Below are 14560 nucleotides of genomic sequence, written 5' to 3'. Positions count from 1 at the left end.
CCGCCGGCTCACCGCCGCCCAGCCCGGCCTGCGCGCCACCGCCACCACCTCCACCGTGGTCATGGGCCTCGGCGCGGAGCGGCCCGCCTTCGACGACCCCAGCGAGGACTCGCCCGCCAGCGTGCCGTCCGCCGCCACCGTCGTCGACGGCGACCTCGCCACCGCCTGGACCCTGCCCGCGGCCGAAGGCACCGCCGCCGACCTGCACGGCGCCACCCTCGCCGCCTCCACCGACCAGGCCCGCGGCCACGGCTGGAAGCTCGGCGACCAGGTCAACCTGCGCCTCGCCGACGGCACCGTCACCGGCCTGCGGCTCGCCCTGGTCTACCGCACCCAGCTCGGCCTGGACGAGATCCTGCTCAGCGGCGAGGCCGTCGCCGGCCACCTGGGCGAGGCCCACCCGGGCGCCGTCCACCTCAGCGCCGAACCCGCCGACCGGCTCGGCGGCGCCCTCACCGACGCCCACGACCCCGGGCCCGACCCCAACGCCCACTACGCCTGGATCGCCACCACGACGATCCTCGGCCCGGCACTGCTCTACGCGCTGATCGCCATCGTCAACACCATGGTGATGAGCGCCGCCGACCGCCGCCGCGACTTCACCGTGCTGCGCCTCGCCGGGACGGTGCGCCGCCAGGTGCTGCAGATGGTCGCCCTGGAGGCCGTGCTGGTGGTGGTCACCGCCGCCGCGCTGGCCCTCGCCGTCACCGCCCTCACCCAGTACGGCACCACCGCGCTGCTCAACCACCGCATCCTCGCCGGGCAGGCGAGCGTCGCGCTGCGACTGCCCTGGCTGCCGCTGGGCGCGGGCGCGGCCCTGTGCCTGCTGCTCGCCGTGGCGGCCAGCGTGCTGCCCAGCCGGCTCGCGCTGGCGGGTCGGGCGGCGGGACGGTAGGTCCGGCGCCGGCAGGCCGTACGGCTGGTGACCCACCGGTAGTCATTCGACAGGACCGCTCGGCCCCGGCGTGCTCGTCAGCGCGCCGGGGCCGAGCGGCCATGGCGCCCGGTCCCGCCTCGACGTCGAACCCCTCGCCCACCACCTCCGCCCCATCGACGGCGGCTGCTTCTACGTCCTCCCCGGCGCCCGCGACACCACCGACCGGCTCGGCCGCACCCTCCTCACGGCCCGAGCGGGCCGCGCCCCAACAGCTCTCCGTGAAAACGGAGTTGGACCCTCCAGTGGGCCCCGGTCCAGGCCGTCACCCACGCCGCTCCGCCCCCGGACACCCGCCGCGGGGCAGCCGGCCCGGCCGCCCTGGCGGTCGGATTGTCGGTGGGGCGGGTGATGATAGGGGCTGTTTCGCTGGAGGACGGAAGGACAGACCTGATGAGCTGGTGGCAGCAGCCACTGGTCGGCTTCGACCTGGAGACCACGGGCACCGACCCGGCCGTGGACCGCATCGTCACGGCGGCACTCGTGGACACCGTCGGTGCCGTCCGGGTGGAGGCCGCCCACTGGCTGATCGACCCCGGGGTGCCGATCCCCGCCGAGGCGGAGGCGATCCACGGAATCGGGGACGCGGTCGCGCGCGGCAGGGGCCGGCAGCCCAAGGAGGCGGTGGAGGAGATAGCCGCCGCGCTCTGCGCGCGGATCGCCGACGGTCGGCCGGTGGTGGCGTTCAACGCGCCGTTCGACCTCTCCCTGCTCGACGCCGAGCTGCGCCGGTACGGGCTGCCCACGCTCGCCGAGCGCCTCGGCGCCCCGGTCGGGCCGGTGCTGGACGCCCTGGTGATCGACCGGACGGTGGACAAGTACCGCAAGGGCTCGCGCACCCTGCAACGGGTGTGCGAGGTGTACGGGGTGGAGCTGACGGACGCCCACGAGGCGGGCAGCGACGCGCTGGCCGCCGTCCGGGTCGCCGTCGCGCTGGCCGACCGCTACCCGGCCGAGGTGGGGGAGGTGGCCCCGGCCGAGCTGCACCGGCGGCAGATCGGCTGGTACCGGGAGTGGGCCGAGGGCCTCCAGGCCTGGCTGCGCCGCGGCAAGGACCCGCTGGCGGTGGTCGACCCGCGCTGGCCGTCCAGGCCGACTCCGGGTGACGAGGGATGACCGTACGGCTCGCCCGCCCCGAGGACCTGCCGGGCTTCCTCGCCCTCGCCGCCGAGGTCGAGCACTGGTTCGGCCCGATGGTGGCCGAGCCCGGCTTCCACCGCGCGGTGGAGAAGTCCGCCGCCCGGGGGCTCGCCACCGTGGCGGAGGACGGCCGGGGCCTGCTCGGCGGCCTGCTGTTCGGCACAGACCCGGAGGGGCCGCACCATCTGCACTGGCTGGTGGTCGCCGAACGCGCCCGGGGCACCGGCACCGGCCGGGCGCTGGTCGAGGACGCGCTGCGCCGCCACGTCCGCGCCCCGGCCGCCGTCGAGGTGGTCACCTTCGGCCCGGACCACCCCGGGGCGGTGACCAGCGGCGCCCGGGTGTTCTACGAGCGGCTGGGCTTCACCCCGGCCGAGCCCGCCGCCCCCGGCCCGGAGGGCGGTTCCCGCCAGGTCTACCGGCTGCGCTTGACCTGACCTGACCTGACCTGACCTGACCTGGCCTGACTCCTGTCCTGACCCGACCTGGCGGGCCCGGCGGGATCCGAGGGGGCCGGGGGCCTCCCTACTGCACGTCCAGCCCCACCGGGTGCGCCACGTCCACCGGGCAGACGAACACGTGCAGTTCGCCGTGCCGGCCGACCGACAGGTCCGGGCCGTCGCCGCTCTCCACGGTCAGCAGGTGCGTCATCCGCTCGCCGCAGCGGCCGCAGTCGACCGGGATCAGGTCGGTGACGTGCCAGGAGGGCCAGCCGCCCAGCTTCCAGCCGTCCGCGCGGCCGTGGTCGCGCTCGTACTCGATGCCCTGCCGCTCGGCGAACTCCGCGACGGCGCGGGCGAGTTCCTCGGGCAGTTCGTCCCGGTCGGGCAGGTCGAGGACCTGTTCGGGGCGCAGCGCGCAGGGCCGCGGCAGGTACTCCTCGTCGCTGCGCAGGGGCGGCGGGGGAGTGGCCGGGGCGAGTGCGGCGGCGTGCTGCCAGTGGAGTTCGACGGCGGGGCCGTAGTAGTAGCGCTCGCCCTGGAGGTCGTCGTGGTCGTTGGGGCACCAGAGCACCTGGAGCAGGTCGGTGCCGTCCGGCCAGGGCAGGTGCGGCGCGTCCTCGGCGTGGATCAGGGCGAGCGGGACGAAGGAGGTGGCGGGGGTCTCCTCGGGGGCCCGGCGGGGGTACCCGTGGTCGTCGTCCGGGTGCCGCGCGGTGCAGTGCGGCCAGGGTTCGCCGGCCGGCCACTCGGCCGGGCCGCCGATCCGGCTCGCCCCGGGGTGGGGCGGGGCGGCGTCGGGGTGCAGCAGGGTGGCGGGCCTCAGGTAGGGGGCGAGGCCGGGGACGGCGGCGACGAGGTCGGTGGCGCTGAGGTCGGTGGCGGTCACGGCGCCCCACCCTAAGGCCGGTGGCCCCCCACCCCGCGGCCGGTGCCCCAGCTTTGCGGCCGGCGGCCCAACTGCCTTATGCGGCGGGGAAGTCGAAGGTGTACCCCTGGGAAACCAGCCAGGGCAGCAGCTGCTTGAGCGCGGCCACGCTCTGGCTGCGGTCACCGCCGCCGTCGTGCATCAGGATCACTCCGCCGGGCTTGAGCTGCTTCTGCACGGCGGAGACGATCGCGGGCACGCCCGGGCGGGACCAGTCGCGCGGGTCGACGGACCAGCCGAGCGAGTCCATCCCGAGGTCGGCGGCGATGTGCTCGTTGTCGGCGTTGAAGCCGCCGCCCGGGGCGCGGAACCAGTCGATCCGGGTGCCCGGCCCGCCGGCCTTGACGATCATGTCGCGGGCGGCGCCGATCTCGTACACGGCCTTGTCGTGCGGAAGCTTCTCGAAGGGCTGCGGGTGGTGGACGCTGTGGTCGCAGAGCCGGTGGCCCTCGGCCAGGACCCGCTTGACCAGGGCCGGGTTGGCGGCGGCGTTCTGGCCGATCTCGCAGAAGGTCGCCTTGACGTGGTACTGGGCGAGCAGGTCGAGGATCTGGCCGGTGGCCGGGCCGGGGCCGTCGTCGAAGGTGAGCGCGACGGTGCGGCCGCCGGAGGCGGTGGAGGAGATCACCTTGGTGGCGGACCCGGGGTGGGCGGGCGGTGCGGGCGGTGCCGGCGGTGCGGGCGTGCCGGCGGCCTGGGTCCGGCCGGAGGTCGCCGGGGTGGCGGCCTGGTGCGGCGTGGAGCCGGCCGGCGGGGCGGCGTGGCCGGTGCCGGAGCCGGCGGCGTCCGAGCCGGGGGTGGGCGCGCTGGTGGCGGCGCCGGTGCCGGTCGGCTGCTGTGGAGCGCCGGTAGCGGTGCCGGACGCGGCGGCGCTGGTGGAGTCGGTGGAGCTGGTGGAGCTGGTGGAGCTGGTGGAACCGCTCGGCTGGAGCGCCCCGCTGGCGGTGCCGCACGCGGTCAGTCCCAGGGCGGCGGCCACCGTGATGCTGCCCGCGATCAGCAGGCGGCGGCCGGCGGTCGTACGGGTCGGGTGGGAGGGGCGGCGGAGGGCGGTCCGGTGCATGGCGGCGGCTCCTGAGGGGCGGGAAGGGTGCCGATCCATCGGTCAGGATGACTGTGCGATAGGACGCCGATCGTACGTGTCCCGGTTGCGCGCCGGACCGATCCGGCTTAAGAGTCTTCTCACACGCGACCGGGTTGGCACCCGCCGCTCAGAAGGGGTAGCGCCGCCCCGTCAGAACGGGTACCACCGCACCTCGGTCGCCCCCGCGCGGAGCGAGTCGACCCGGCGGCCGAACTCCGCGAGCGCCGCCGGGTTCCCGGCCGCCTGCTGGGCGACCCAGGAGGCGCTGGCGGTCTCCCGGGCCCCGCGCAGCACGGCGAAGCCGGGCCAGTCCCGCACGTCCCAGCCGTACGCCTCGGTGAACGCCCGGTACTCCTCGTCCGGCACGCCGTAGCGGTCGTGGGCGAGCGCCAGGACCACCAGGTCGTGCTCCCGGAGGTCCTGCGAGAAGGTCTCCAGGTCGAGCAGCACCGGCCCGTCCGGGCCGACGTGCACATTGCGCGGCAGCGCGTCGCCGTGGATCACCCCGGGCCGCAGCCGCGGCGCCAGACCGGGCAGGGCGGCGGCGAAGGCGTCCCGGCGCTCGCGCAGGAAGGCGACGTCCGCCGGGTCGACCTGTCCCTCGGCCGAGGCCAGCCAGCGCTCGACCGGCGCCAGCAGGTCCCGCCGGCCGAGCGGGAAGGGCGGCAGCGGCAGCGCGTGCAGGGTGCGCAGCAGCGGGGCGAGGTCGGCCGGGCGTGCCGGGCGGACGGCGGGGGCGAGCCGGTGCCAGAAGGTGACCGGGTGCCCGTGCGCCGACTGCGGACCGGGCGCCACCGCCTCGTACGGGCGGACCACCGGGAGTCCCTGCCCGGCCAGCCAGTGCGCGAAGGCCAGTTCGCGCTGCGCCCGGTCGGACAACGCGGGGCCGCGGCCGACCTTGGCGACCACGGCCGGGTCGCCGAGGTCGAAGACGGCGTTCTCGCCGAGCGCGAGCAGCCGGGCCCCATCCGGCTCGGGCAGCCCGGCGGTCTCGCAGGCCTGGGTGAGCAGCAGCCGCGCGCGGCCCTCGTCGAAGGGGATCATGGCTGGGCTCCGTTCCGCCGTCGTTCATCCGTGCGCCCGGAGGATTCCGGACGGTGATCATCATGACGCACGGGCCGTCGTGCGGGCGCCGGGCGCCGTGGTGCGCGGCGCCCGGCGCCCGTCTCGGGGCCGGGGTGGGGGTTTCCCCTGGCTCGGGACCCTGAGGCCTCCTCCTCGGAGGTAGGGGGTCGACTCCACCCTGAGGGGGAGAAGACTCCACCCGGAGTACGAGGTCAACGGGCTTATGTCCGGGAGACACTGGGGCGGGGCCGCTTCGGGCGGCCGCAACGGGGGTTGGACCACGGGGGTTCCTTGCCGCACGGCAAGCACGTACTCGTAGGCTGACGCCCAGACCTACTTACCTGCCGACCGGCTAGGGAACGCCAGCGCGCGTAGCCCGCCCGGTCCTGCCGTCGCCCAGCGTCCCGTCCCCCAAGGGCTGCGGTGAACCATGCCCAGGAGGCATCGAGCATGTTCCACCGACTAGGACAATTCGTCGTTCGCCGCGCGTGGTGGGTGATCGCCGCGTGGCTCGTCGGTGCGGTCGTCATATCGATCAGCGCCGCGAAGGTCGTCGACCAGACCGACCAGTCGAAGTTCCTGCCCACCCACTACGAGTCCATCCAGGCCTCGGAGCTCCAGTCGCGGGCCTTCCCGTCCAGCTTCACGCCGTCCGCCCTGCTGCTCTTCGAGCGCAACGACGGCGGCCAGCTGACCAAGGACGACCAGGCCTCGATGGACAAGGTCGTCAAGGGCCTGACGGACGCGCAGATCCCGCTGGTCCAGCAGGTCCTGCCGGTGCTCGACCAGTCGAAGTCCAAGGACGGCAAGTACGCGCTGTCCCAGGTCGCCATCGACCAGACCAAGCAGGGGGACCCGCAGTTCACCGAGGCGGCCAAGAAGCTGCGCGACGACGGCACCAAGCTCGCCGAGGGCAGCGGGCTGAAGTTCCGGGTCGGCGGTGACGCGGCGAGCCAACTGGACCAGAAGGACTCCTCGGGCTCGACCGACGCCATCGTGCTGTTCGGCGGCCTGGTGCTGGTCATCGTGATCGTCGGCATCATCTTCCGCAGCATCCTGGCCGGTCTGCTGCCGGTGCTGCTCTCGCTGGTGATCGCGATGCCGGTCTCCAAGGGCCTGATCAACGACGCGGTCAGCGCGTTCGACCTGCAGACCACGCCGATGACCTCGGCGATCCTCATCATCGTGGTGCTCGGCGTCGGCACCGACTACTTCCTCTTCCTGGCGTTCCGCTACCGGGAGCGGCTGCGGGCCGGTGACGACCGCAAGCAGGCCGTGGCCAGCGCGGTCGGCCGGGTCGGCGAGGCGATCGCCTCCGCCGCCGGTGCCGTCGCCGTCGCCTTCGCGGTACTGATCCTCTCCAGCCTCGGCATGTTCACCGCGCTCGGCCCGGCGCTGGCCATCGCCGTCCTCGCCACCGCGCTCGTCATGCTCACCCTGGCCCCGGCCGTGCTCGCCGTGATCCCGTCCAAGGCCGTGTTCTGGCCCGGCCGGAAGTGGATGCAGGAGCCCCAGAACGCCCGCTTCGCCGCGCTCGGCCGGATGACCGGCAAGAAGCCCGGCCTGGTCGCGCTGGTCTCCGGCGGTCTGCTGCTCATCCTGGCCCTGGCCGGCATCAACTACACCGGGACCTACGACCTCGCGGGCAGCTCCATGCCCAAGGACAAGGAGTCGATGGTCGTCCAGGACAAGCTGATGACGGCCTTCTCGGCCGGTGCCACCGACCCCAGCCACGTCTTCCTGACCAGCACCAACGGCGGCAAGCTGAGCGACGCCGAGCTGAAGGACTTCGCCGGCCGGATCGGCGGGGTCGCCGGGGTGGCCAACGTGGTGATGCCCACCAAGGAGCGCGGCCTCAGCAAGGACGGCGCCACCGCCGACTTCTCCGTGGAGTTGAAGGACGCGCCGGCCACCAACGAGGCGATCGACACCGTGGTGAAGCTGCGCGACGCCGCGCACGCCGCGGCCCCGGCGGACACCAAGGCCCTGGTCGGCGGTATGACGTCCGTCTTCAAGGACATCAACGCCGCGATGGCCCACGACTACACGCTGGTCTTCCCGATCGCGGCACTGCTCATCATGATCATCCTGGGCCTCCAGCTCCGCAGCATCGTCGCGCCGTGGTACCTGATGGCCTCGGTCGGCCTCGGCTTCGGAGCCACCCTGGGCGCCACCACCCTGCTGTTCCAGAACATCAAGGGTGAGGAGGGGCTGATGTTCATGCTTCCGATCTTCATCTACCTCTTCGTGGTGGCGATCGGAACCGACTACAACATCCTGATCATCGCCCGCCTCCGCGAGGAGGCCCGCGAGGGCCGCAGCCCGCGCGAGGCGGCCCGCGAGGCCGTCAAGCACGGCGGTCCGACGGTCGCGGCGGCCGGTTTCATCCTGGCGGCCTCGTTCGCGACCTTCATGCTCGCGGGCAACGTGCTCTTCATGGAACTGGGCTTCTCGCTGGCCTTCGGCATCGTGCTGGCGGCCTTCGTGATGGCGATGTTCTTCACCCCGTCCGTCACGGCGCTGCTCGGTCAGCGCGCGTGGTGGCCCGGCCACGGCGGCGACGCCCGCCCCGGCGCGGGGCACACCCCGCGGGTCGGCGCCACGATGCCGCCGGAGCCGGCCGGCCGGCGTTGACCACGGGCTGAACCCGGGCCGAACACCAGGCGGCGCCCCGCTCCGGCGGGGCGCCGTCCCCGCTTTCCAGGGGCGCCAAACGTGATCTGTCGGGCAGAAAAGTCCCCGGTCAATCGGGGTGTCGCCGTGCTACAGTCGAGTCAGTTGCAGTTTTGGTTCCCATGAACGCGTGTGTGCGCCTGCTGGTTCCAACCAACAGGCGCATTTGTTTTGTCCGGTGTTTCAGTCTCCGGATGGGGATCGCGGCTACTCCGGGATTCACGCGGTGTGAGTCCCTGATGCCCCAAGTATGAGGAGACGGTTATGGCTACCGGCACCGTGAAGTGGTTCAACAGCGAAAAGGGCTTCGGCTTCATCGAGCAGGACGGCGGCGGCCCGGACGTCTTCGCCCACTACTCGAACATCGCCGCCCAGGGCTTCCGTGAGCTCGTCGAGGGTCAGCGCGTCGAGTTCGACGTCACTCAGGGCCAGAAGGGCCCGCAGGGCGAGAACATCCAGGTCATCGCCTGACGTCAGCCTCTACGCTGACGCGTGATCTTGTGATCTCGTGAAGCGGGGGCCCGCACCGGAGCACGGTGCGGGCCCTCGTTCATGCCGCCGTACGGCCGGGGCGGCGCACTCTCCCAGACGACGGCCGACCAGTCCGCGACCGCGGGCTGCCGCCCGACAGACGGAGAACCCGTGACCACCCCTGCCCGCACGCCCCGCGACCGCGGTACCGACCGCTCGACCGCCCGTTCGGCCGAGCGCACTGCCGAAGGCCGCACCGGCCGCCCCCGCCGCAACGGGGACAACCCCGAGCGCCCCCGCCGCGACGGTGAGGGCGCGGACCGCGCGCGCAAGCCCCGCAACCGCGCCGGTGCCCCGAAGACCGGCCGCACGGCCACCCCGGAGCCCGCCGACTTCACCGTCGTCGAGGGCACCCCGGCCCGGCCCCCGGCGGCCACCTTCGCCGAGCTGGACCTGCCCAAGGCGATCCTCTCCACGCTCACCCGTGAGGGCGTCACCGAGCCGTTCCCGATCCAGGGCGCCACGCTGCCCGACTCGATCGCCGGGCGCGACGTCCTCGGCCGCGGCCGCACCGGCTCCGGCAAGACCCTGGCCTTCGGCCTGCCGCTGCTCGCCCGCACCGCCGGGCGCCGCGCCGACTCCCGGCACCCGCTGGCGCTTGTCCTGGTGCCCACCCGCGAGCTGGCCCAGCAGGTCACCGACGCGCTCACCCCGTACGCCACCGCCGTCAACCTGCGGATCACCACCGTCGTCGGCGGCATGGGCATCAGCCGGCAGGCCAACGCGGTGCGCCGCGGCACCGAGGTCCTGGTCGCCACCCCCGGCCGACTGGACGACCTGATCGGGCGCGGTGACGTCAACCTGTCCGACGTCGCCATCACCGTCCTCGACGAGGCCGACCAGATGGCCGACATGGGCTTCCTCCCGCAGGTCAGCAAGCTGCTGGAGCAGGTCGCCGAGGGCGGGCAGCGGATGCTGTTCTCCGCGACCCTGGACCGCAACGTGGACCGGCTGGTCAAGCGCTTCCTGACCGACCCGGTCACCCACTCGGTCGACCCCTCGGCCGGCGCGGTCACCACCATGGACCACCACGTCCTGCAGCTGGAGCCCGCCGACAAGGTCTCCGCCACCGCCCACATCGCCTCCCGCGACGGCCGCGTGATCATGTTCGTGCACACCAAGCACGGCGCCGACCGGCTCGCCAAGCAGCTGCGCGCCACCGGTGTGATGGCCGCCGCCCTGCACGGCGGCAAGTCCCAGCCGCAGCGCAACCGGGTCCTGGACCAGTTCCGCGAGGGCGAGGTCACCGCGCTGATCGCCACCAACGTGGCCGCGCGCGGCATCCACATCGACGGCCTCGACCTGGTCGTGAACGTCGACCCGCCGATCGACCACAAGGACTACCTGCACCGCGGCGGCCGCACCGCCCGGGCCGGCGAGTCCGGCACGGTCGTCACCCTGGTGCTGCCCGAGCAGCGCCGCGAGGTCAACCGGCTGATGACGGTGGCCGGGATCCGCCCGACCGTCACCAAGATCCGCCCCGGCGACGCCGACCTGGTCCGGATCACCGGTGCCCGTACGCCCAGCGGCGTCGCGGTCGCGCTGGCCGTCCCGGCCGCCGCCCAGCCCGCGGCCCCGGCCGCCTCCGCCGACGGCAAGACCGCCGGCGGCAAGTCGGGCAACCCGCGCCGCCGTTCCGGCAAGCGCTCCGGGCTGCCCACCGACGTCGACATGAACGGCAACCCGCGCCGCCCGCGCCCCAAGCAGCGCCTCGGCTCCGCCGCCCAGGGCGAGCGGCCCCAGGCCGCCGGGTTCATCGGGCGCTCCTCCGGCCGGGCCCGCCCGGGCAGCGGCTCCCAGTCCGGCGGCAACTACGGGACCGGGCGCCAGCGCCGCAAGTTCGACTGACGGCCCGCGGCTCTTCGCCGCAGGCCCCGAGTCCCCTCGAACGGGCTCCGCGACCTCCCCGCCACGGGGGGGGGAGCGCGGGGCCCGTTCCGCGTTTCCGGGCCACCCGACCCGGCCGGCGGTCAAACAGCTGGCGTGAATCCATCGAAGCTCGCCTTGAACGAGAGCTTGACGGTGGCCGGTGTGAGCCCCGATTCTTTTACGCGGCCCACACATCTGTCGCATGGTCACCATCAGTCCACAGACGTCGAGTTGTCGCGATTCGCCGACCCGGAAGGACCGCCGTCCCGATGCGCCGAACCTCCGCCCTGCTCACCACCGCCCTGCTCGCCGGGGCCGCCGCCCTGGTCGCACCGGCCACCACCGCCCAGGCCGCGTCCTCCTGCGGCGCCTACGTCGCGGGCTGGAGCGCGATCGGCAGCTGCAGCGGCCTCGACCCGATGCAGACCTGGACCGTGACCGCCACCTGTTACTACTGGAACTCCACCCACACGGTGCAGTTCACCCGCCCCGCGTACGGCGGCGTGGCGGTCGGCGACGGCAGCGTTTCCGCGCCCTGCGGCGTCGGCGACACCGTCATGTTCCCGCGCGTCATCATGGGCGCCACCCCGCCGGCCGGCCCGACCGGCCAGATCACCGGCTACGTCGGCAAGTGCGTCGACGTGAAGGGCGCCAACCTCGGCAACGGCACCCCCGTCCAGATCTACGACTGCAACGGCACCCTGGCGCAGAAGTGGCGGATAGGCGTCGACGGCACCATCCGCGCCCTCGGCAAGTGCATGGACGTGTCGGGCGGCGGCACCGCCAACCACACCATGGTCCAGCTCTACGACTGCAACGGCACCGGCTCCCAGCAGTGGCAGGCCCGCGCCGACGGCTCGCTGCTCAACCCGCAGTCCGGCCGCTGCCTGGACGACCTCGGCTTCTCCACCGCCAACGGCAACCAGCTCGGCATCTGGGACTGCAACGGCGCCGCCAACCAGAAATGGCAGCTCCCCGCCTGACGGCTCATCAGGAACGGTCGGGTCCGCCGCCCGCGCCCCCGTCGGGCGGCGGACCCGCGTGCGCTACGCCACCACCGCCGTCGGGGCCAGCCGGCGCAGCCGCTCCGCCGTCTGCGCGTCACGCGGCGCCATCACGATCAACTGCAGCCCCTCGGCGGCCAGCAGCACATGCTGGTCGATCCGCAACTCGCCCAACTCCTCGTGCCGCACCACCTTCTCGGCCCCCGAGCGCTCCGCCACCTGGTGCTCGTCCAGCCAGCGGTCCGCCTCCGGATGCTCCTCCCGCACATGCTGGATCATCCGGCCCAGATGACGGCCCACCGCCGTGGCCTCGCCACCGCGCTCCGCGTAGGCCGACCGCAACTGGGCCAGGAAGCGCCGGGCGTGCTCCTCCCAGTGCTCCACCCGGCGCCGGTGCAGGGCGTTGCCGAACACCACCCAGGCCAGGTTGCACTCCTGCGGCGGCCGCCCGGACAGCCCGAACAGCGCGTCGGCGCCCGGATTCCACGCCCGCAGGTCCCAGTTGGCGTCCATCACCCAGGCCGGCGCCGGCCACTGGGCGTGCATCAGCCGCAACAGCGCGGCCGGGACCTCCGCGGGCGCGCTCACCTCCCCGTCCATCGGGTGGCTGCCCGCCAGCCGGAACAGGTACGCCGTCTCCGCCCGGTCCAGCCGCAGCGTCCGGGCCAGACTCGCCAGCACCTCCGGCGACGGGTGGATGTCCCGCCCCTGCTCCAGCCACGTGTACCAGGTCACCCCCACTCCGGCCAGCAGCGCCAACTCCTCCCGCCGCAGCCCCGGCGTGCGCCGCCGCACCCCCGGCGCCAGCCCCACCTGCTGCGGCGTCAGCCGGGCCCGCCGGCTGCGCAGGAAGCCCGACAGCTCCGTGCGGCGCTCCTCCGACTCGTCCATGTCCCCCGTCCTTCCTGGTGGTCGAACTACCAGTATCCCCACGCACTGTTGCCGACCCGGCGCCCGCGAGAGTCTTGATCACGTCACCGAACGCCGGCCCCGAGGAACACCTGATGAACCGTCAGATCCATGCCGCCCGCCGCACCGTGGTCGCCCTCGCGGCGGCCGCCGCCCTGCTCGGCACCGCCGGTACGCTACCCGCCGCCGCGGCCGCCCACTGCCCGGCCCCGGCCGTCATCAACGGCCACGCCCCCACCCTCGTCCCCGAGAGCGCCGTCTGGGACCAGGGCCACCACCGCTTCCTGGTCGGCTCGCTGCGGCACGGCACCGTCTCCGCCGTCGGTCTCGACGGCAGCGTCCGCACCCTGATCGACGACCCCGGCACCCTGATCGAGATCGCCGGCCTGCGGATCGACCAGGCCCACCGCCGCATCCTGGTCACCAACCTCGACAACGGCGTCGGCGAACGCAGCGGCCCCGCCACCCTCGGCAAGGTCGCCGGCATCGGCGCCTACGACCTCGACACCGGCCGCCGCCTCTCCTACACCGACCTCGCCGCCGTCGCGGGCGACGGCGGCAGCCACCTGGCCAACGACATCGCCGTCGCCCCCGACGGCACCGCCTACGTCACCGACTCCTTCGCCCCCGTCGTCTACCGGGTCGACCCGGACGGCACCGGCTCCGTCCTGCTGCGCGACGACCGCCTCACCCCCGCCCCCGGCGCCTACGGCCTCAACGGCATCGTCTACCGCGACGGCCGGCTCGTCCTCGGCAAGTGGGACGACGGCACCCTGTGGCAGCTCCCGCTCCGGGACCCGTCCGCCCTGCGCCGGGTCGAGATCGCCGACGGCGGGGCCCTGCTCCACCTCGACGGCATCTTCGCCCGCCCCGACGGCACCCTCGCGGGCGTCACCAACGCCTTCTTCGGCACCGGCCGCGACGCCGAGGTCGAACTGCGCTCCGACGACCACTGGCACACCGCCCGCCTCACCGCCGTCCACCCCTCCGCCGACGCCACCCCCACCGCCGTCACCACCGGCCCCGGCGGTGCCCTCTACCAGCTCTCCGGCGGCCTCGCCGACGCCAACGCCGGCCACCCGGGGGACACCTTCACCCTGCGCCGGGTCTGACCCGGTCGGCCTGAAGGGCACACGGCCCTCGCGGCGCGCACGGCCCCGGCCGTGCGCGCCGTCAGTGCCTCAAGGCGCCGTCCCTCACCTGGGTGACGGCGGCCGGCCCCGCGCACGGGGGCGGCGGGAGGCTGCCGCCGGAAGACGGGCGAGGTTCGCCCGGAGGGAGGGGCGGATGACCGACGACAGCGCGGAGCTCGAAGCGATCGCGAACTACTACGACACAAACGAACTGACCGAGGACGAGATCAAGAGCGCCGAGCCCGGCGGGCAGCTGTCGCGGAGTCGGTGATGATCACCACCTCGCTGCGGCTGCCCAAGCCGGTGATGGACGAGGTACGGCGCCGGGCGCGGGAACGTGGGATGAAGCCGACGGCCGTCATGCGGGAGTGGATCGAGGCCGCCGTCGCGGACGTGGACGAGCCGGTGCCGCTCAGCGTGACCGCTGCCGCGGTGGCCGAGCATCAGCAACGCCGGTCCGCTGTCGCCGCGGAGGGTCGCGAGGCGCGCGGAGAGGGGCTGTCGGCTGTCGAGTGGCACTTCGCGAGGGCCCGGAGCTGGGAGGCGATCGATCGTGCCGAGCGCCTGCACCGGGCCGAGAAGCGCGGCCGGTGAGGGCCGTGCTCAGGCGGTGAGGGCCGGGAGCGCCACCGCCGCGCGGCGGGCCTGGTCGTAACGCTGGAGCAGGAGCGCGGCCAGCTCCGGGGCGGGGCCCAGGACGTCGGCCAGGACGTCCGCGCCTTCGGCGGCGGCCGCGATGCGGTCCGGCAGCAGGCCCGGGGCCAGCAGGTACGGGGACACGGCGGTGCGCGAGGCGCCCGCCGCGCGCAGGGCGGCGAGCGCGTCCGGCACCCGGGGGCCGTCCGCCGAG

At 74.1% G+C, this 14560-nt stretch carries 14 protein-coding genes; 9 read left to right on the top strand and 5 right to left on the bottom strand.

Features of this window, described 5'->3' with window-relative positions; all coding sequences use genetic code 11:
• From BG452_RS16670 to BG452_RS16660, 3 genes are all read left to right on the top strand, one after another.
• Window positions 1-895 (top strand): FtsX-like permease family protein (locus BG452_RS16670; protein ID WP_188305089.1); only part of this gene is annotated, 895 nt, incomplete at its 5' end.
• 432 nt (window positions 896-1327) lie between these two features.
• Window positions 1328-2050, top strand: coding sequence for an exonuclease domain-containing protein (locus BG452_RS16665; protein WP_188305088.1), 723 nt, complete (start codon window positions 1328-1330; stop codon window positions 2048-2050).
• Window positions 2047-2511 (top strand): GNAT family N-acetyltransferase, encoded by a 465-nt coding sequence (locus BG452_RS16660; RefSeq protein ID WP_188305087.1) that lies wholly within the window; start codon window positions 2047-2049, stop codon window positions 2509-2511. The genes BG452_RS16665 and BG452_RS16660 overlap by 4 nt, the downstream gene beginning before the upstream one ends.
• An 88-nt stretch (window positions 2512-2599) precedes the next feature.
• Here BG452_RS16660 and BG452_RS16655 read toward each other — a convergent pair whose 3' ends face one another.
• From BG452_RS16655 to BG452_RS16645, 3 genes are all read right to left on the bottom strand, one after another.
• Window positions 2600-3403, bottom strand: coding sequence for a DUF1963 domain-containing protein (locus tag BG452_RS16655; protein ID WP_188305086.1), 804 nt, complete (start codon window positions 3401-3403; stop codon window positions 2600-2602).
• 76 nt (window positions 3404-3479) lie between these two features.
• Window positions 3480-4505 (bottom strand): polysaccharide deacetylase family protein, encoded by a 1026-nt coding sequence (locus tag BG452_RS45670; protein WP_223242315.1) that lies wholly within the window; start codon window positions 4503-4505, stop codon window positions 3480-3482.
• Window positions 4506-4676: 171 nt separating this feature from the next.
• Complete coding sequence (locus BG452_RS16645; protein WP_188305085.1) at window positions 4677-5570, bottom strand: phosphotransferase enzyme family protein; 894 nt, start codon at window positions 5568-5570, stop codon at window positions 4677-4679.
• Window positions 5571-6041: 471 nt separating this feature from the next.
• On the opposite strand from BG452_RS16645, the gene BG452_RS16640 reads away from it, so the two are divergent.
• From BG452_RS16640 to BG452_RS48090, 4 genes are all read left to right on the top strand, one after another.
• Window positions 6042-8225, top strand: a complete 2184-nt coding sequence (locus BG452_RS16640) for an MMPL family transporter (RefSeq protein WP_188305084.1) — start codon at window positions 6042-6044, stop codon at window positions 8223-8225.
• A 303-nt stretch (window positions 8226-8528) separates the two neighbouring features.
• Complete coding sequence (locus BG452_RS16635; RefSeq protein ID WP_188305083.1) at window positions 8529-8735, top strand: cold-shock protein; 207 nt, start codon at window positions 8529-8531, stop codon at window positions 8733-8735.
• 171 nt (window positions 8736-8906) lie between these two features.
• On the top strand, window positions 8907-10643 hold the full coding sequence (locus BG452_RS16630) for a DEAD/DEAH box helicase (RefSeq protein WP_411292963.1): 1737 nt from the start codon (window positions 8907-8909) through the stop codon (window positions 10641-10643).
• Window positions 10644-10933: 290 nt separating this feature from the next.
• Complete coding sequence (locus BG452_RS48090) at window positions 10934-11647, top strand: ricin-type beta-trefoil lectin domain protein (protein ID WP_411292962.1); 714 nt, start codon at window positions 10934-10936, stop codon at window positions 11645-11647.
• Window positions 11648-11710: 63 nt separating this feature from the next.
• On the opposite strand, the gene BG452_RS16620 is transcribed toward BG452_RS48090, so the two are convergent.
• Window positions 11711-12559 (bottom strand): helix-turn-helix transcriptional regulator, encoded by an 849-nt coding sequence (locus BG452_RS16620; RefSeq protein WP_188305081.1) that lies wholly within the window; start codon window positions 12557-12559, stop codon window positions 11711-11713.
• A 113-nt stretch (window positions 12560-12672) separates the two neighbouring features.
• On the opposite strand from BG452_RS16620, the gene BG452_RS16615 reads away from it, so the two are divergent.
• Both BG452_RS16615 and BG452_RS16610 read left to right on the top strand, forming a co-directional pair.
• Window positions 12673-13689, top strand: coding sequence for a hypothetical protein (locus BG452_RS16615; protein ID WP_188305080.1), 1017 nt, complete (start codon window positions 12673-12675; stop codon window positions 13687-13689).
• Between the two features lie 291 nt (window positions 13690-13980).
• Window positions 13981-14304, top strand: a complete 324-nt coding sequence (locus BG452_RS16610) for a hypothetical protein (RefSeq protein WP_188305079.1) — start codon at window positions 13981-13983, stop codon at window positions 14302-14304.
• A gap of 9 nt (window positions 14305-14313) precedes the next feature.
• Here BG452_RS16610 and BG452_RS16605 read toward each other — a convergent pair.
• On the bottom strand, window positions 14314-14560 hold a 247-nt coding region (locus tag BG452_RS16605; protein ID WP_317621081.1), incomplete at its 5' end, for a CbiX/SirB N-terminal domain-containing protein.

This window comes from Streptomyces sp. CBMA123 (assembly GCF_014596465.1).
Taxonomy (GTDB): domain Bacteria; phylum Actinomycetota; class Actinomycetes; order Streptomycetales; family Streptomycetaceae; genus Kitasatospora.
The sequence above is the reverse complement of the archived record's forward strand: the minus strand, read 5'-3'. Positions and strand labels throughout refer to the sequence as shown.